A 16,735-nucleotide genomic window follows, 5' to 3' on the forward strand; every position below is an offset into this window, starting at 1 on the left:
CATTTCCCATGGGCAGAGGTCTTTCCCGCGCGACGTTGGTGGCCGCGGCTCTCGCGCTCTGCACGTCGGCGCCGCCAGCGCGCGCGGAAGACAAGCCGGTCGCGGACCGGATCGCCGACACACGCGCTGCGCTGGAAGATGCCGGCTACCAGTTCAGCCTGATCTATATCGGCGAGAGCTTTGCCAACGTCTCGGGCGGCGTGAGCAACGGCGCGGCCTATACCGGCCGTCTCGATCTCGGCACCACCATCGACCTCGAGAAGGTGATGGGCTGGACCGGCGCGACCTTCCACGCCAACATGTACCAGATCCACGGCGACGGACTGTCGCGGAGCTATGTCGGCAACCTGTTCCTGGTGTCCGGTGTCGAGTCGCTGCCGGCGACGCGGCTCTATGAATTCTGGATCGAGCAGAAGCTGCTCGGCGGCAAGCTCGCGATCCGCGTCGGCCAGCAGGGCTCGGACGTCGAGTTCATCGACAGCCAGTACGACGACATCTTCATCAATTCCGCGCTGGGCTGGCCCGGCATTGTCGGCACAATTCTGCCGGCCGGCGGACCGTCGCCGCCGCTTGCCGTGCCCGGCATCCGGATCAAGGCCAATCTGTCCGACCGCATCACCGCCTATCTGGCACTGTTCGACGGCTCGGCCTCGCCGCCGCAGGGGACGGACGACCCGCAGATATTGAACGCCCACGGGATTCAGTTCCGCGTCAACGATCCGCCATGGTGGATCGGTCAGCTCAAATACAAGCTCGAGATCGGCGAGAGCAAACTGCCGGCGACCATCACCGGCGGCGCCTGGTACCACCTGGGCTCGTTCGCCGATCAGCGCTTCTCGGCCGACGGCCTGTCGTTTGCCGATCCCAACAGCTCCGGCGACACGCGGTGGCTGCGGCGGGACAACGGCATCTTCATGGTCTATGAGCAGCTACTTGCGCGCGTCGCGCCGGACGCCGACAAGGGCGTCGCATTCTTCATGCGCGCCTCCGTCAGTCCGTCGGACCGCAATCTCATCAGCACCTATGTCGACGGTGGCTTCCTGTTCACCGGCTTCAGCGACAAATATCCGGATGACCGGCTCGGCATCGCAGCGATCTATGCCAGGATTTCCGACGCCGCGCGCGCGCTCGACCGTGACACCCAGATCTTCACGGGCATGCCGTATCCGATCCGCGACTATGAGGCGATCCTCGAGATCACCTACCAGCACGTGGTGAACCCCAATTTCACGCTGCAGCCGATGTTTCAATACATCGCCCATCCAGCCGGCGGCGCCGTCGATCCCAATGATCCGACGCAGACGCATCGAATCAAGGACAGTATCGTGTTCGGCATGCGCACGATCCTCTCGTACTGACCCGCCTCAAGCCGCGGCAGGTTTCGGCTCCGCCACCGGCTTCGGCTGCGGCCGCGTGATTGCGAGCGTGATCAGCGCGGCGAAGACGCAGAGCGCGCCGGCAATGAAGAACGCCGGCAGATAGCTCTGATAGATGGTGCGCGAAAGGCCGGCGCCGAACGCGGCGGTGCCGGCGCCGAGCTGATGGCCGGCAAAGATCCAGCCGAACACCAGATTGGCGCGTTCGGCGCCGAAGCGCTGTGCGGTGAGGCGCACCGTCGGCGGCACGGTCGCGATCCAGTCGAGCCCATAGAACATCGCAAACAGCGACAGCCCGTAGAAGGTGAAGTCGGAGAACGGCAGGAACAGCAGCGACAGGCCGCGCAGGCCGTAATACCAGAACAGCAGATAGCGGTTGTCGTAACGGTCGGACAGCCAGCCCGAAATGATGGTGCCGAAAAAGTCGAAGATGCCCATCGCGGCGAGCAGGCTCGCGGCCTGCACCTGCGGGATGCCGTAGTCGAGGCACATCGGAATCAGGTGGACCTGGACGAGGCCGTTGGTCGAGGCGCCGCAGACGAAGAAGGTCGCGAACAGGATCCAGAATACCGACGATTTCGAGGAGTCGCGCAGCGTGCCGAGCGCGGCCGCCATGATCGGCGCATTGGCCGGCGGTGGCGCGGGAAGCGGCGCGGTGCCCTCGTCGCCGAACGGACGCAGGCCGACGTCGCTCGGCCGGTCGCGCATCACCATCAGAACGGCAAAGGCCGCGACGCCGAGCATCACACAGACCAGTCCAAGCGCGACGCGCCAGCCGTAACGCTCGGTGAGGGTTGCAAGCAGCGGCAGGAAGGCAAGCTGCCCGGTTGCGACGCTCGCGGTGAGCATGCCGATCACGAGGCCGCGCCGCGCCACGAACCAGCGCGTGGCAATGGTCGCGCCAAGCACCAGCGCGGTCATGCCGGTGCCGATCCCGATCACAACGCCCCACAGCAGAACCAGCTGCCAGACCTGCGTCATCGCGAGCGAGGCCAATAGTCCGGAAACCACGATCAATTGCGCCGCCAGCGTCACGTTGCGCAGGCCGTAGCGGTTCATCAGCGCGGCGGCGAACGGCGCCATCAGCCCGAACAGGATGAAGCGGATCGACAGCGCCGAGGAAATCTCGGCGGTGGACCAGCCGAACTCCTTCTGCAGGGGCACGATGAAGACGCCGGGCGCGCCGACGGTGCCGGCCGAGATCAGTGCGGCAAGGAAGGTGACGGCGACCATCGCCCAGCCGTAGTGGATGTTGCGGCGGGCGAGGGCGGAAGCAAGCCAGTTCGAGATCATTGGGTCCAGATGAGTTGCGGTGAAAGTTTTGCGCGATGCGCAATATGGCACGAGGGAGCCATGTCTAAAATGACATAGTTCCCTCGTTTTCGGACTCATGCCGTACTCTGGCCTTTTAGCGTCCAGCGTCCTGTCTTGACCCTCATCCTGGAGGAGCCCGCGAATAGCGGGCGTCTCGAAGGATGTACGCCACAGGCGGGCCTCATGGTTCGAGACGCGCTTCGCGCTCCTCACCATGAGGGTGAGATAGCCGGTTACTGCGTGATGCGCTCGACCGCGATGGCGGTGGCTTCGCCGCCGCCGATGCACAGGGCGGCGACGCCGCGCTTCAGATTCTGCGCCTCCAGCGCGTGCAGCAGCGTCACGATCAGCCGCGCGCCGGTGGCGCCGATCGGATGGCCGAGCGCGCAGGCGCCGCCGTTGATGTTGAGCCGGTCGCGCGGAATTCCGAGATCACGCTGCGCCGCCATCGCGACCACCGCGAACGCCTCGTTGATCTCGAACAGGTCGACATCGCCGACGCTCCAGCCGACCTTGTCCAGCAGCTTGCGGATTGCCGGGATCGGCGCTGTGGTGAACCACTGCGGCTCCTGGCTGTGGGTGGCGTGGCCCTTGATCTCGGCCAGAACAGGCAGTCCGTCGCGATCGGCAAGCGAACGCTTCGCCAGGATCAGTGCCGCGGCGCCGTCGGCATTGGCCGAGGAGGCGGCCGGCGTGATGGTGCCGCCCGCGCGGAACGCCGGCTTCAGGCCGGGGATCTTTGCCGGATCGACCTTCAGCGGGTGCTCGTCATTGGCGATGATGCGCGGACCGGCCTTCTCGGCGAGCGTGATCGGCGCGATCTCGGCCTTGAAGGCGCCGCCCTCGACCGCCCTGCGGGCACGGCTCAGCGTCTCCATCGCATAGGTGTCCTGGTCGGCGCGGGTGAACTGATAGGCCTCCGCGGTCGCCTCGCCGAAATCGCCCATCGAGCGGCCGGTCTCATCGTCCTCGAGCCCGTCCATCATCATGTGGTCGATGATGCGGTCATGGCCGGCGCGATAGCCGCCACGCGCCTTCTGCAGCAGATAGGGCGCGTTGCTCATGCTCTCCATACCGCCGGACAGCACGATCTCGGCCGAGCCGGCCTTGATGATGTCGTGGGCCAGCATGGTCGCCTTCATGCCGGAACCGCAGACCTTGTTGACGGTGGTGGCGCCGACGGCATCCGGCAGCTTGGCGCCGCGCGCGGCCTGGCGGGCAGGGGCCTGGCCCTGGCCGGCGGGCAGCACGTTGCCCATGAACACCTCGTCGATCCGTTCCGGCGCGAGCCTGGCGCGTTCGTGCACCGCGCCGATCACATGCGAGCCGAGCTTGTGAGCCGGGAGCGGCGTGAGTTCGCCCATGAAGCGGCCGAGCGGGGTACGGGCGGCGGAGAGGATGACGACGGGATCGGCGCTGGATGACATGACAGGATTCCCTTCAATACCGGGATTTGATTGAATTATTCTCATCATATGATGCGATGCAAAAAATGCAACTCTGCGTGCTATGACAAAATGTCGTGTTCGCATGAATGAGAGGCCGGGATAGCTCCGCAATCACCACCCGCCGTCCTGGCGAAGGCCAGGACCCATTACCCCAAGTGCGAATTGTTGCGCGACGCCGGGGCAATGATCCTTCCGACAACCAAAGCCGGTGGCTATGGGTCCTGGCTTTTGCCAGGACGACGATGAGGATGGTTCTCGGTTCAAGCTGTCGAATAGCTTGTTCGGTGTCATCACCCGCGCATACGGGTGATCCCGTATTCCAGAGACGCTCGAGTTCAATCTGATAGGCCTCGGCGTGCTGGGTCGCCCGATCCCGTCTACGCCAAGGCTTCGACGAGGCCACGAATCCCTGGCACGCCGGAGCTTTAGCGAAGGCGGCAAGCCGGGCGATGACAGTGTGATTTGGGATACAGTTTGACATTCTCGCGACATGAATTGCCCGAGTTTTGCATTTCGTTTCGCCCTCTCTTGAGCAGAGGGCGCAGGGAAAGCCGGGTGCCGATCGCACCCGTGGGCCCCGAGCAAAGGGTAGAAAGCTCGGGGGGTAGGACCACAGGTGTAACCGGAGCAATCCGGCTTTCCCTGCGCGATGGGCTACGGCTTACTTCGTGCTCTCCCCGGCGAGACTGGGCTTGCTTGTCACCGTCTTCACAACGCGCATCGCGCAATGCGAAAAGACACCTACCACTAGGTGGTGTGGACACTTATCGCAGCCATAAGACGATGGCTGCGAGAGTGACGACGGCAAGATAATTTCGGGCGGTCTTTTCGAAGCGGGTTGCGACGCGGCGGAACTGCTTGAGCTTTGAGAAGCAGCATTCGACCAGATGACGCTGGGCATAGAGATGCTTGTCCAGCGGGTATTTGAGCGCCCGTGACGGGTTGTTGGGGATGACGGCGAGCGCGCCCTTGGCGGCGATGGCTTGGCGCAAATGATCGGCGTCATAGGCTGTATCGGCCATGACGACCTCGGCAGGCAATCCCTCGATCAGTTCGGCGGCTTGCGGTGCATCGCCCTTCTGGCCTGCGGTGAGCGTGAACCGTACCGGACATCCCAGGCCGCGAACGGCCATATGTATCTTGGTGCTCAGGCCGCCGCGCGAACGGCCAATCGCCTGATCTTCAGACCCCCTTTTTTGGCCCCGGCGGCGTGCTGATGCGCCCGGACGATGGTGGAATCAACGATCAGATATTCGAAGTCCGGATCATCGGACATCGCCTCGAAGATCCGCAACCAGACACCCTTGATGCTCCATCGGCTGAAGCGCCGAAACACGCTGTTCCAATCGCCAAAGACCTCCGGGAGATCGCGCCAGGGCGAGCCCGTACGTACAATCCACAGCACGCCCTCTACAAACATCCGGTTGTCGCGCCCGGTGGAGCCCTTCTGGTCGGGGCGACCTATGATCAGCGGCGCCATCCGTTCCCAGGCCGCGTCGCTCAACACCAAACGGTCCATCACACCCAAGACTGCCTCCCAAAAGCAGCCTTGAATCTGATTTGCTCCTAAAAGGGAATCCCTAGAGTCCACACCACCTAGGGCGTCAGGACCACACGACTTCGCCGTCCGCCTTGCACGCACTCGTCAGTTGCACGCCCGGCGTCCACCGCATCCCACGCCGCGTTCGTGACGATCGCGATACGCCCCTCGATCGGGTGAGACGGCCAAACCATATACTGAGTTGCCGTTCCGATAAACCGAAATATTTTTGCTGCGGGGGCTTGCGCCGTCGGGCAAATCAGTGATTGAGAATTTCCGAGGTTGCCTGCAACGTCATCTAGTCCGTCCGCCAGGCCCCGAGCAAGAACCGTCGCTTCGGCGCGGCGCCTGCCTGCTTCTGCACATCGGGCAGGTCGACGGCGTAACGCTTCATCAATAGCTTGATGGCGATCCCGATGATCACAAAGGGCGTGACGTAGATCGCGAAAACTTCGAAGGCCGTCATGTCGTCCTCCGCGGTTTCGGAGCAGGCACGCTAGCACGATCATCTTGCGGAGCGGAGCAGGTTGCCGATCCGGCCGCGACGAAACCGCGACGGCGGTGCAGTACGCCGCCGCTGATGCCGTCGTGCATGGCGGCATGCGGCGGCTTCGATTGACACCGACAGGCTCGGCGCTAGGCTTGCCGGAGCAGGGATTTTCCCAAGAGAATCAGACACCGGGACCAAGATCCGGATCAAGACCCGGAAGCACGACCCAGAAAAACCAAGAAAAGGGCAGGACACGCCGTGACACGCGTCATCGCGTCTTGAGTGGGACCACGCGGACCTCCGCGCTCGCGCCATTTCGCATCCGCAGCTATCGCTTTCAATGGCCGTCCGACCTGCTCACCTCCTGGGCGTTCGAGGTCGAGACGCTGGTGCTCGGCTGGTACATCATGGTCGAGACCGGCTCGGTGCTGCTGCTGACCGTGCTCGCCTCGCTGCAATATGTCGGCACGCTGGTCGCGCCTGTTGTCGGCATGATCGGCGATCGCATGGGGCATCGCGATCTCTTGGCCGTGATGCGCTTTGCCTATACGGCGCTCGCCGGGACCATCATGACGCTGGCGCTGACCGGGCACCTCGCCCCGCTGAATGTCATGATCATCGTCGCGATCATGGGCGTGATCCGCCCGTCGGACCTCGGCGTGCGCGGCGCGCTGCTCGCCGACATCATGCCGCCGGAGCAGCTGGTCGGCGCCATCAGCCTGGCACGCACCACGCAGGACTCGGCGCGCATCGCAGGCGCGCTGACCGGAGCCGGATTGTTCGCGGCGCTCGGCATCGGCTACGTCTATATCGGGATCGCCGGCTTCTATTTCGTCGCCGCCATCCTGATGCTCTGCATGAGCCGTCCGAAGTCGCACAGCGCAGCCGGTCAATCGGACATCGATGTGCCCGGCTCGAAACTGCTGCGCGACCTCAAGGAGGGCATCGTCTATGCGTGGAGCGGCCCGGGCATGCGCGCGGCGCTCTGCGTCGCGTTCCTCGCCAATCTCACCGCGTTTCCGCTGACCAACGGTCTATTGCCCTATGTCGCGCGCGACATCTTCCATACCGACCAGACCGGCCTCGGCTATCTCTCCGCGAGCTTTGCGGTCGGCTCGCTGATCGGCTCGATCACACTCAGCATGGCCGGCGGCGTCCGTATCGCGCGGCTCCTGATCGGCGCGACGCTCGCCTGGTACGCGATGCTGTTGGTATTCGTCGAGCTCAGGACCATGCCGGTGGCGATGGCCTGCCTGCTGCTGGCCGGCATCGCGCAAAGCATGTCGATGATCTCGGCCGCCGTGATGCTGATGCGCAACGCCAGCGCGCATCTGCGCGGCCGCGTGATGGGCGTGCGCATGATGGTGATCTACGGCCTGCCGCTCGGCCTGCTCGCGGCCGGCGGCCTGATCGACCTGATCGGCTACACCGCAACCGGCACGCTGCTCGCCGCCGCCGGCTTCATCGCGATGCTCGCAATCGCGCTGCACTGGCGCGCCGATCTGTGGCCGACCCACGCGCCGGCGAATGCGCGGTGAGGGGCTACGATGCGTCGCCCGACGCAGCCCGGATGAACGCAGCGATATCCGGGACTGCCAATCCCGCATGTCGCTGCGCTCGTGCGGGATCTAGCGCTTCCGATCCAGAAATCCCTGCAGCAGCCGTTGCGGCTCGCCGGTCTGGAAGGATTTGCCGAACACGCCGACGCTGAGGTTGACCGATTCGGTCAGCGGCAATTCTTCCCATTGCCGCAGCAGGTCCTTCTGGATGCGCAGCGCCTCGGGGCCGCATTCCAGCAGCGCCTTCACGGTGTGCTCGACGGCCTCGTCGAGGCTGCCGGGTTTTGCCACGGTGTCGACCAGGCCCCAGGCCAGCGCGGTGGGGGCGTCGATGTTCTCCGCCGTCATCATCAGCCAGCGCGCGCGGCCCCAGCCGATCAGCCGCGGCAGCAGTGCTGCGTGGATCACCGAGGGGATGCCGACGCGCACCTCGGGCATGCCGAACATCGCGTCATGCGCCGCGATGCGCACATCGCAGGCGGCCGCGACTTCGAGGCCGCCACCGAGGCACCAGCCGGGCAGGCGGGCGATGACCGGCGCGGGGAATTTGCGCACGGCCTCGCAGAGATCGCGCAGGCGGCTGATGAACGCTTCCGCGGATGCCTGGTCGAGCGTCGCCATCTCCTTGATGTCGGCGCCGCCGATCATGCTCCGCTCGCTTTCGCCGGCCAGGATCACCGTGCGGATGCCGCGGTCGGCAGCCAGATGCTCAAAGCCCTCGCGCACGCCGTTGGTCACGGCTGAACTCACGATGTTCAGCTTGCCGGCGTTGCAAATCGTGAGGCGGACGACGTCTCTGTTGTCGCGGTCGATGCCGCAGTGGGGATTGAGCATGTCCATGGAATGGTCCCGGCGCAGGATTTGATGGCGCCATGTCCCGGACAAAGCAGGCCGCTGTCAAGGCACCAGTCCGGCGGTTGCGCCGCGCGGCGCGGATATGTAGAATTATGATCATCATATCTATGGAGCCGTCATGACCGCCGCCGAGACATCAGATCTTCATTCGCCCGACCTGCTGCGCGTCCGCGTCGTGGAATGGCAGGCCCCCGGGCCGGTGGCGAAGGCGGCGATGCCGATGTCCGGCATCGAGGCGATGCGCGCGATCCGCGACGGCCGCTTGCCGCCGCCGCCGATGGCAAAGCTGATCGGCATCCGCATGGCCGTGGTCGACGAGGGGCGCATCGTGATGGAACTAGAGCCGCATGAGAGCCTCGAGAACACCATCGGCCTGTTGCACGGCGCGACCGCCGCCGCGCTGCTCGATACTGCGATGGGCTGCGCGATCTCGACCATGCTGCCGGCGGGGCAGACCTCGGTCACGCTGGACCTCAAACTGACCTATCTGCGCCCGCTCTCGGCGCGCTCGGGAACCATCTCGGCCGAGGGCAAGGTGATCAAGCTCGGCCGCCAGACCAGTTACGCCGAAGGCTTCGTCCGCGACCGCAGGGGTAATCTTGCGGTGCACGCGACCGCGACGTTTTCCATGCTCGGCGGGGAACCCCAAGGAGTGAACAAGGCGAAATAATCCGAGCATCGCGGCCGCAAATCTGCTATTATATGATTAGAAACATTCCATGAGAGCGGCATGCGCTATTCGAAAGAACACAAGCAGGAGACCCACGCGCGAATCGTCAAGAAAGCCGCGACGCGGCTGCGCGAGAAGGGTGCCCACGGCATCGGCGTCGCGGACCTGATGAAGGACGCCGGCCTGACCCATGGCGGCTTCTACGCGCATTTCGACTCGCGCGAGGCGCTGGTGATCGAGGCCTTCAACTACGCCATGGACCGCGCCACCGAGCGCTGGCGCAAGGTCACGGCGGAGGTGCCGCCGGAGAAGCGGCTTGCGACTATCGTCGACGGCTATCTTTCGGCGACCCATCGTGACGATCCCGGTCAGGGCTGCGCGGTCCCGGCGCTCGGTGCCGAGATCGCCCGCGAGAGTCCGAAGACCCGCAAGGCATTCGCCCTCAAGCTCGACCAGATGATCGACATGATGGCCGACCAGATCCAGGACGTGCCGCGCAAGGCCGCGCGCAAGCAGGCGATGGCGGCACTCGCGACCATGATGGGCACCATCGTGATGTCGCGGATATCAGGCAGCGGCGAAATGTCCGACGAGATATTGGCCGCCGGCCGCGAGGCGGTGATGGGCCGCGCCGCTGCGGCGAAGGCGCCGGCGAAGAAGAAGGTGAATTAGCGCGTAAGGGCGGGCCTCGGATTCAGATCAGTCCGGAAGCCCAGCTTCGCGGAGACCCTTGGCAAAAAGGGCAAGATCCTCCGCCCGGCGAAATGGTGCCAGATCTTCCAGGTTGGAGATGCGCAAATCGGGATTGCATTCGCGGACACGCGCGATGCCCTTGTGTGCCGGTTCAAAGCGTCCGGTGAGCGCATTGCTGGCTGCGAACATGCAGATTGCCAGCAGGAAATCCGGATTGTCGCGCAATGCTTTCTCGGCCCATGACAACGCCATATCATGGCGGCCGGAGAGAAAATGAGCATACGAGACGGCTGCGTTTATTGTGTACATGGCCGGATCGAGTGGGCTCAGCCGCATGGCACGCGCAGCGTAGTCGAGTGCGAGGTCGGGCTCACCTCTAAAAGCTCTCACCCAGGCACCAAGATTCCAAGCTTGCGCCAGGTTCGGATTAATCGCCAGTCCGCGATCCACGAAAGCAATCGCATCATCGAACTGATGGGCGATGAAGGCGAGCACATATGCGCCCATACACATCGCTGCCGGGTCATCTGTTCCCAGATGCACTGCTTTCCAGCCTAGCCGCGTAGCTTCGGCACTTTCCTGCTCACGATTGATCATCCAGCGACGCGCTTTGCGTTGGACGTAGCACCACCCGGCCATGCCATAGGCGCACGCCAGACCAGGGTCGAGCTGGATCGCCTTGTTAAAGAGCTGGAGCGCCTCAACGTTCGTATCCCTGGTCCACCGGCGAACGCTCGCCAACCCACGCAGGTAGTAGTCGTATGCATCCAGGTTCTCGGTCGGCTTGCGCCGGGCTCGCCTGATTTCCTCGCGCTGCAGCATAGGCGCGATGGCGCCCACGACGGTCGAGGTCACCTGGTCCTGTAGATCGAAGATATCTTCGAGCGCACCATCAAAGCGGTCAGCCCAGAGATGCGCGCCGGTTTCAGCATCGATCAGCTGACCGGCGATCCGAACACGATTTCCAGCCTTACGTACGCTACCTTCGAGGACATAGCGCACCGCGAGTTCGCGGCCGACCTGCTTGATGTCCACGGGCCGGCCCTTGTAGGTGAAACTCGAATTGCGCGCGATCACGAGCAGCCAGCGAAACCGCGACAGCGCCATCGTGATATCTTCCACCACGCCATCGGCGAAATACTCTTGCTCCGGGTCGGCACTCAGGTTCTGGAAGGGCAGCACGGCAATCGAGGGTTTGTCCGCGTGCGCGACGGTTGGCTGCGGCCGTTCCAGTTGATCGCCAGCTGTTGTCGCGCTTGCCGGCGCACGCTCTTCCCGGACCGCGCCGATGAAGCGGAAGCCCTTGCGTGGCAGTGTCTTGATCAGGCGCTGCTCTTCGCCGGAATCGCCGATGGCGCTGCGCGCGACGTTGAGGCGTGTGGTCAGCGCTGCATCGGACACGCTGCGCCCATTCCAGATGGCGTCGATGACGTCGTCCTTACTGACGACGCGTTCCCTGTTGCGGATCAGAAAGTCGAGCAGGTCGAATGCCTGTGGGGTGACGGAAACGACCTCCGCCCCGCGATGCAACTCGCGCCGGTCCGTGTCGAGTGCGTACTCCTCGAAGAGATAGCGCAAGCTGCGAATCCCTTGGGTGTGCCTCCGAGATCGTCATGAGGCGCCTTGGCACCGCTTGGAGCAGCAAGAATAAGCCTCCGGTGAGGAAAATGTAAGCCGCCTGTGAAGCGCGCGCGCTCATGCCGCGGCACCTTGTCCGGATGGAAAGAACGTATCCCGGAGGCGCTGCAATGAGCACGACCTACAGTCCAACGCGTTCAGCCCGGACGACCGCATCGACGCCGCCAGTCTCCAGCGCCTTCAGGAGCTTCTGGGATGCAATCCAAGAATGGCGCAAATGGGAGCGGCTGCGCGCCGATCTCGGCAGTTTAAGTGACCGGGAGCTGATCGATATCGGGATCTCCCGTGGCGAGATCGACCACGTCGCCGCGAGCCGTGATGCCGACCCGCGAGGCATCCGGTCCGGCGGATGACGTCGGCGGGCCCTACGGCCCGCCGAACAGCGCCCGCTCGGCTTCTACCGTCTCGTAGATGTAGTCCGCCACGGCGCGGATACGGGCGAGGTCCTTGCTGTCGGCATGCATCAGGAGCCAGAAGGTGCGGGAGATCCGCACCTCGTCCGGCAGCACCGGCTGCAATTCGGGGTGGGCGGTGGCCATGAAGTGCGGCAGCACGGCGATGCCGAAGCCGGCGATGGTGGCGTTGAGCTGCGCGATCAGATTGGCGCTGCGGAATTTGGCGGAGATCTTCGGCGAGACTTGCGGCAGATAGTCCAGCTCCGGCGTGAACAAGAGCTCCTCGATGTAGCCGACGAAGCGATGCCGCGGCAGGTCGGCGCGCGCGGCAATGCTTGGTGCCTGCGCGAGATAGCCGGGTGCGGCATAAAGCCCGAGCGTGTAGTCGAGCAGCTTGCGGCCGACGATCCGGCCTTCCTTCGGCATGGTCAGGCTGATCGCGATGTCGGCCTCGCGCTTGGAGAGCGAGAACAGCCGTGCGGTGGCGACGAGCTGCAGATCGAGATCGGGATACCGCTCGGTGAACTTGACCAGCCGCGAGGCCAGGAAATGGCTGCCGAAACCGTCGGGCGCGCCGATCCGTACCGTGCCGGTGAGATGGGCCCGCGAGCCGCCGACCGCCTCCTGGTTGGCGACGATGGTGGATTCCATCGCCTCCGCGCTGTCGGCGACCCGCTGGCCGGCCTCGGTCAGCAGATAGCCGGTCTTCCGCCGATCAAACAGTTTTGCGGAGAGGTGGCGCTCCAGCCGGTCGACACGGCGGATCACTGTGGCATGATCGACGCCGAGCTGCTTGGCGGCAGCCGACACCGAGCCGCCGCGCACGATGGCAAGCACGAAGCGGAAGTCGTCCCAGTCGATGGTGCCGCCGCCTTGATCCAGCATTTCCGCACATCTATGGTGCAATTTATCGGACTTGAATCCTATAAAATGCAGGGTCAATACGGTTTGTAAAGCGATCTCGCCCGCGAGACGCGGCGATTCAGGTCTCCAAGGGAGGATATTCATGCGCTCTATCGGACATTTCATCGGTGGCAAGGAGGTCAAGGGCACCTCGGGCCGTACGGCCGACGTCTTCGAGCCGATGACCGGCGACGTCCAGGCCAAGGTCGCGCTGGCCTCGAAGGCCGAAGTCCGCGCCGCGGTCGAGAACGCCAAGGCGGCACAGGGCGAATGGGCCGCTACCAATCCGCAGCGCCGCGCCCGCGTCATGATGAAGTTCGTCGAGCTGGTGCAGCGCGATTACGACAAGCTCGCCGAACTTTTGGCGCGCGAGCACGGCAAGACCGTTCCCGACGCCAAGGGCGACATCCAGCGCGGCCTCGAAGTCGCCGAGTTCGCCTGCGGCATCCCGCACCTGATGAAGGGCGAGTACACCGAGGGCGCCGGTCCCGGCATCGACATCTATTCGATGCGGCAGCCCCTGGGAGTGGTCGCCGGCATCACGCCGTTCAACTTCCCGGCGATGATCCCGATGTGGAAGTTCGCCCCCGCGATCGCCTGCGGCAACGCCTTCATCCTCAAGCCGTCGGAGCGCGATCCCGGCGTGCCGATGGCGCTTGCCCAGCTGATGATCGAAGCGGGGCTGCCGGCCGGCGTCCTCAACGTCGTCAACGGCGACAAGGAGGCGGTCGACGCTATCCTCGACGATCCCGATGTCAAGGCCATCGGTTTCGTCGGCTCGACCCCGATCGCGCAATATATCTACGAGCGCGCGGCGCAGACCGGCAAGCGCTGCCAGTGCTTCGGCGGCGCCAAGAACCACGCCATCATCATGCCTGACGCCGACATGGACCAGACCGTCGACGCGCTGATCGGCGCGGGCTACGGCTCGGCCGGCGAACGCTGCATGGCGGTGTCCGTCGCGGTGCCGGTCGGCAAGACCACGGCTGACCGTCTGATGGACAAGCTGATCCCGCGCGTCGAGTCGCTCAAGATCGGCACCTCGGTCGATCCGTCGGCCGATTACGGCCCGCTGGTGACCCGCGAGGCGGTCGAGAAGGTCAAGAACTACATCGACATCGGCGTCAAGGAAGGCGCCACGCTCGCGGTCGACGGCCGCGGCTTCAAGATGCAGGGCTACGAGAACGGCTTCTATCTCGGTGGTTCGCTGTTCGACAACGTCACCAAGGACATGCGGATCTACAAGGAAGAGATCTTTGGCCCGGTGCTCTCGGTGGTGCGCGCCAACGACTATCATGAGGCGCTGGCGCTGCCGTCCGACCACGACTACGGCAACGGCGTTGCGATCTTCACCCGCGACGGCGACGCCGCGCGCGACTTCGCGGCCAAGGTCAATGTCGGCATGGTCGGCATCAACGTGCCGATCCCGGTGCCGATCGCCTACTACACCTTCGGCGGCTGGAAGAAGTCCGGCTTCGGCGATCTCAACCAGCACGGTCCGGATTCGGTCCGCTTCTATACCAAGACCAAGACGGTGACCTCGCGTTGGCCGTCCGGCGTCAAGGACGGTGCGGAGTTCTCGATCCCGACGATGAAGTAAGTCCGCTTAGAGCGAGGCAATGATGCAGTTCGCTCTCAACGAGGACCAGATCGCGGTTCGCGACATGGCGCGGGCGTTTGCGGCGGAGAAGATCGCGCCGCACGCGCTCGAATGGGACGAGAAGAAGCATTTTCCGGTCGACGTGATGCGCGAGGCGGCAAGCCTCGGCATCGGCGGCATCTATATCAAGGACGATGTCGGCGGCTCGGCGATGACACGCTTCGACGCGGCGCTGATCTTCGAGGCCCTGGCGACGGGCTGTCCCACGACGTCGGCATTCATCTCGATCCACAACATGGCGTCCTGGATGATCGATGCCTATGGCAACGACACCCAGCGCCATAAATGGCTGCCGAAGCTCTGCACCATGGAGCTCATCGCCAGCTACTGCCTGACCGAGCCGGGCGCCGGCTCCGATGCCGCCGCGCTGCGCACCCGCGCGGTGCGCGACGGCGATCATTACGTGCTCAACGGCCAGAAGCAGTTCATCTCCGGCGCCGGCAGCACCGATCTCTTGGTCACGATGGTGCGCGCCGGCGGCGACGGTCCCGGCGGCGTCTCGACGATTGTGATCGACGGCAAGACGCCGGGCGTGTCGTTCGGCGCCAATGAGCGCAAGATGGGCTGGAATGCCCAGCCGACCCGCGCGGTGATGTTCGAGAACGCACGCGTGCCGGTCGAAAACCGGCTCGGCGAGGAGGGCATCGGTTTCAAGATCGCGATGGCCGGCCTCGACGGCGGCCGGCTCAACATCGCGGCGTGCTCGCTCGGCGGTGCGCAGACGGCGCTCGACAAGGCGCTAGCCTACATGAAGGACCGCAAGGCGTTCGGCAAGCGCCTCGACGAATTCCAGGCGCTGCAATTCAAGATCGCCGACATGGCGACCGAGCTGGAGGCGGCGCGCACCTTCCTGTGGCGCGCGGCCGCCGCGCTCGATCGCAAGGACCCGGACGCGTCCATGCTGTGCGCGATGGCCAAGCGGTTCGGCACCGATGTGGGCTTCGAGGTCGCCAACCAGGCGCTGCAGCTGCATGGTGGCTACGGCTACCTCAGCGAATATGGCGTCGAGAAGATCGTGCGCGATCTGCGAGTGCACCAGATTCTCGAAGGCACCAATGAAATCATGCGGCTGATCGTGTCGCGCAAGTTGATCGAGGGCGCGTGATGAATGATGCGGCTGCGGCAGAGGGCGATCTGATCGCGCGCAAGGAGGGATCGGCCGGCATCATCCGGCTCAACCGGCCGAAGGCGATCAATGCCGTGACGCTGGAGATGTTCCACGACATCGACAAGGCGCTCGACCTGTTCGAGGCCGATCCCGACGTCGCCGTCATCGTGCTGGAAGGCGCCGGCGAGCGCGGCCTGTGCGCTGGCGGTGATATCCGCGCGCTCTGGGAAAGCTCGAAGGTCAAGGGCGACCTCGGCAAGATCCTGTGGCGGGACGAGTACATCCTCAACGCGCGGATCAAGAAATTCCCAAAACCCTATATCGCCTTCATGGACGGCATCGTGATGGGCGGCGGCGTCGGACTGTCGGCGCACAGCCGCCACCGCGTGGTGACCGAGCGGACCAAACTCGCGATGCCCGAGGTCGGCCTGGGCTTCTTCCCCGACGTCGGCGGCACCTACCTGCTGTCGCGCTCGCCCGGCGAGATCGGCACCTATTTTGGCTTGACCGGCACCACCATGAACGGCCCGGATGCGATCTACGCCAAGTTCGCCGACGCCGTGGTGCCGAGCGCAAAGCTGCCCGCATTGCGCGAGGCGCTGACCAAGGTTGCGCCGGGCACGAACTCGGCCGCGATCGACAGGCTGATCCGCGGCTTTGCCACCGGCGAGACGTCGGGTCCCGTCGCCGCGATGCAGGCCAGGATCGACGGCTGGTTCGCGCGCGGACGGATGCAGGACATCGTTGCTGCGATCGAGGCGGACGGATCGGAGCTGGCGCAGGCCACGCTGAAGACGCTCGGCGAGAAGTCGCCGCGCGGCATGGTGGTGACGCTGAAGCTGCTGCGGCTGGCGCGGGCGACCGAGACGCTGGAGGAGTGTCTGGTGCGGGAATATCGCGCCGCGCTCGAGGTGTTCGCCAGCGACGATTTCCGCGAGGGCGTGCGCGCCGCTGTCATCGACAAGGACCGCAATCCGAAATGGTCGCCCGTTCGCGTCGAGGACGTGACGTCGGAGATGCTCGCGCCTTACTTCGCCGAGATCGGCGCCGACGAGTTGAAATTTCCTGACAGCAAATAGAAACGTC

15 protein-coding genes are annotated in these 16,735 nt (G+C 64.6%); 8 read left to right on the forward strand and 7 right to left on the reverse strand.

The annotated features are described in order from the left end of the window. Nucleotides 1-8: 8 nt before the first annotated feature. Nucleotides 9-1,358, forward strand: coding sequence for a carbohydrate porin (locus tag ABIB78_RS04010; RefSeq protein WP_429021726.1), 1,350 nt, complete (start codon nucleotides 9-11; stop codon nucleotides 1,356-1,358). A gap of 6 nt (nucleotides 1,359-1,364) precedes the next feature. Here the strand turns inward: ABIB78_RS04010 and ABIB78_RS04015 are convergent, their stop codons facing one another. The 4 genes from ABIB78_RS04015 to ABIB78_RS04030 all read right to left on the reverse strand — a co-directional run bounded on the left by ABIB78_RS04015 (nucleotide 1,365) and on the right by ABIB78_RS04030 (nucleotide 6,144). Beyond that, on the reverse strand, nucleotides 1,365-2,669 hold the full coding sequence (locus ABIB78_RS04015; protein WP_429021728.1) for an MFS transporter: 1,305 nt from the start codon (nucleotides 2,667-2,669) through the stop codon (nucleotides 1,365-1,367). A 254-nt stretch (nucleotides 2,670-2,923) separates the two neighbouring features. Next, nucleotides 2,924-4,117, reverse strand: coding sequence for a thiolase family protein (locus ABIB78_RS04020; protein ID WP_429021731.1), 1,194 nt, complete (start codon nucleotides 4,115-4,117; stop codon nucleotides 2,924-2,926). 785 nt (nucleotides 4,118-4,902) lie between these two features. Continuing rightward, nucleotides 4,903-5,666, reverse strand: a protein-coding gene (locus ABIB78_RS04025; RefSeq protein WP_429021734.1) for an IS5 family transposase whose coding sequence is annotated in 2 segments (ribosomal slippage) — nucleotides 4,903-5,328 and nucleotides 5,331-5,666 — 762 coding nt in all. Because the reading frame shifts where the segments join, the coding sequence is not laid out codon by codon here. A 310-nt stretch (nucleotides 5,667-5,976) separates the two neighbouring features. Then, nucleotides 5,977-6,144 carry a hypothetical protein gene (locus ABIB78_RS04030; RefSeq protein ID WP_429021736.1) on the reverse strand — a complete coding sequence of 56 codons (168 nt, stop codon included), beginning with the start codon at nucleotides 6,142-6,144 and terminating at the stop codon, nucleotides 5,977-5,979. Between the two features lie 302 nt (nucleotides 6,145-6,446). Between ABIB78_RS04030 and ABIB78_RS04035 the strand changes: the two genes are divergently transcribed. Next, nucleotides 6,447-7,706, forward strand: coding sequence for an MFS transporter (locus tag ABIB78_RS04035; protein ID WP_429021739.1), 1,260 nt, complete (start codon nucleotides 6,447-6,449; stop codon nucleotides 7,704-7,706). 90 nt (nucleotides 7,707-7,796) lie between these two features. On the opposite strand, the gene ABIB78_RS04040 is transcribed toward ABIB78_RS04035, so the two are convergent. Then, nucleotides 7,797-8,567: an enoyl-CoA hydratase gene (locus tag ABIB78_RS04040; protein WP_429021742.1), complete on the reverse strand. Its 771-nt coding sequence runs from the start codon at nucleotides 8,565-8,567 to the stop codon at nucleotides 7,797-7,799. Nucleotides 8,568-8,700: 133 nt separating this feature from the next. Between ABIB78_RS04040 and ABIB78_RS04045 the strand changes: the two genes are divergently transcribed. Together ABIB78_RS04045 and ABIB78_RS04050 are read left to right on the forward strand one after the other, a co-directional pair. Next, nucleotides 8,701-9,252, forward strand: a complete 552-nt coding sequence (locus ABIB78_RS04045) for a PaaI family thioesterase (RefSeq protein WP_429021744.1) — start codon at nucleotides 8,701-8,703, stop codon at nucleotides 9,250-9,252. Between the two features lie 60 nt (nucleotides 9,253-9,312). Then, a complete protein-coding gene (locus ABIB78_RS04050) occupies nucleotides 9,313-9,924 on the forward strand; it encodes a TetR/AcrR family transcriptional regulator (RefSeq protein ID WP_429021747.1) in 612 nt (203 codons plus the stop codon). Nucleotides 9,925-9,951: 27 nt separating this feature from the next. On the opposite strand, the gene ABIB78_RS04055 is transcribed toward ABIB78_RS04050, so the two are convergent. Beyond that, entirely contained in the window at nucleotides 9,952-11,523 is a 1,572-nt protein-coding gene (locus ABIB78_RS04055) for a winged helix-turn-helix domain-containing tetratricopeptide repeat protein (protein WP_429021749.1), read from the reverse strand. 170 nt (nucleotides 11,524-11,693) lie between these two features. Between ABIB78_RS04055 and ABIB78_RS04060 the strand changes: the two genes are divergently transcribed. Next, nucleotides 11,694-11,936 (forward strand): DUF1127 domain-containing protein, encoded by a 243-nt coding sequence (locus ABIB78_RS04060; protein WP_429021752.1) that lies wholly within the window; start codon nucleotides 11,694-11,696, stop codon nucleotides 11,934-11,936. 12 nt (nucleotides 11,937-11,948) lie between these two features. Here the strand turns inward: ABIB78_RS04060 and ABIB78_RS04065 are convergent, their stop codons facing one another. Then, on the reverse strand, nucleotides 11,949-12,863 hold the full coding sequence (locus ABIB78_RS04065; protein ID WP_429021754.1) for a LysR family transcriptional regulator: 915 nt from the start codon (nucleotides 12,861-12,863) through the stop codon (nucleotides 11,949-11,951). Between the two features lie 121 nt (nucleotides 12,864-12,984). Here ABIB78_RS04065 and ABIB78_RS04070 point away from each other — a divergent pair, with 121 nt between their 5' ends. From ABIB78_RS04070 to ABIB78_RS04080, 3 genes are read left to right on the forward strand one after another with little or no spacing between them, the layout of a single operon-like run. After that, the gene (locus ABIB78_RS04070; protein ID WP_429021756.1) at nucleotides 12,985-14,481 is read left to right on the forward strand and encodes a CoA-acylating methylmalonate-semialdehyde dehydrogenase; all 1,497 of its coding nucleotides are present in this window, start codon (nucleotides 12,985-12,987) and stop codon (nucleotides 14,479-14,481) included. Between the two features lie 22 nt (nucleotides 14,482-14,503). After that, nucleotides 14,504-15,646: an isobutyryl-CoA dehydrogenase gene (locus ABIB78_RS04075; RefSeq protein ID WP_429022985.1), complete on the forward strand. Its 1,143-nt coding sequence runs from the start codon at nucleotides 14,504-14,506 to the stop codon at nucleotides 15,644-15,646. Beyond that, complete coding sequence (locus ABIB78_RS04080) at nucleotides 15,646-16,728, forward strand: enoyl-CoA hydratase/isomerase family protein (protein ID WP_429021759.1); 1,083 nt, start codon at nucleotides 15,646-15,648, stop codon at nucleotides 16,726-16,728. Before ABIB78_RS04075 ends, ABIB78_RS04080 begins: the two co-directional genes overlap by 1 nt. The last annotated feature ends 7 nt before the right edge of the window (nucleotides 16,729-16,735 follow it).

This window comes from Bradyrhizobium sp. I1.14.4 (genome assembly GCF_050435825.1).
GTDB lineage: Bacteria > Pseudomonadota > Alphaproteobacteria > Rhizobiales > Xanthobacteraceae > Bradyrhizobium.

Excerpts from the sequence above, each read along its gene's own strand:
- ABIB78_RS04010 (WP_429021726.1), top strand. The coding sequence starts at position 9 with ATGGGCAGAGGTCTTTCCCGCGCGACGTTGGTGGCCGCGGCTCTCGCG.
- ABIB78_RS04015 (WP_429021728.1), bottom strand. The coding sequence starts at position 2,669 with ATGATCTCGAACTGGCTTGCTTCCGCCCTCGCCCGCCGCAACATCCAC.
- ABIB78_RS04020 (WP_429021731.1), bottom strand. The coding sequence starts at position 4,117 with ATGTCATCCAGCGCCGATCCCGTCGTCATCCTCTCCGCCGCCCGTACC.
- ABIB78_RS04030 (WP_429021736.1), bottom strand. The coding sequence starts at position 6,144 with ATGACGGCCTTCGAAGTTTTCGCGATCTACGTCACGCCCTTTGTGATC.
- ABIB78_RS04040 (WP_429021742.1), bottom strand. The coding sequence starts at position 8,567 with ATGGACATGCTCAATCCCCACTGCGGCATCGACCGCGACAACAGAGAC.
- ABIB78_RS04045 (WP_429021744.1), top strand. The coding sequence starts at position 8,701 with ATGACCGCCGCCGAGACATCAGATCTTCATTCGCCCGACCTGCTGCGC.
- ABIB78_RS04050 (WP_429021747.1), top strand. The coding sequence starts at position 9,313 with ATGCGCTATTCGAAAGAACACAAGCAGGAGACCCACGCGCGAATCGTC.
- ABIB78_RS04060 (WP_429021752.1), top strand. The coding sequence starts at position 11,694 with ATGAGCACGACCTACAGTCCAACGCGTTCAGCCCGGACGACCGCATCG.
- ABIB78_RS04065 (WP_429021754.1), bottom strand. The coding sequence starts at position 12,863 with ATGCTGGATCAAGGCGGCGGCACCATCGACTGGGACGACTTCCGCTTC.
- ABIB78_RS04070 (WP_429021756.1), top strand. The coding sequence starts at position 12,985 with ATGCGCTCTATCGGACATTTCATCGGTGGCAAGGAGGTCAAGGGCACC.
- ABIB78_RS04075 (WP_429022985.1), top strand. The coding sequence starts at position 14,504 with ATGCAGTTCGCTCTCAACGAGGACCAGATCGCGGTTCGCGACATGGCG.
- ABIB78_RS04080 (WP_429021759.1), top strand. The coding sequence starts at position 15,646 with ATGAATGATGCGGCTGCGGCAGAGGGCGATCTGATCGCGCGCAAGGAG.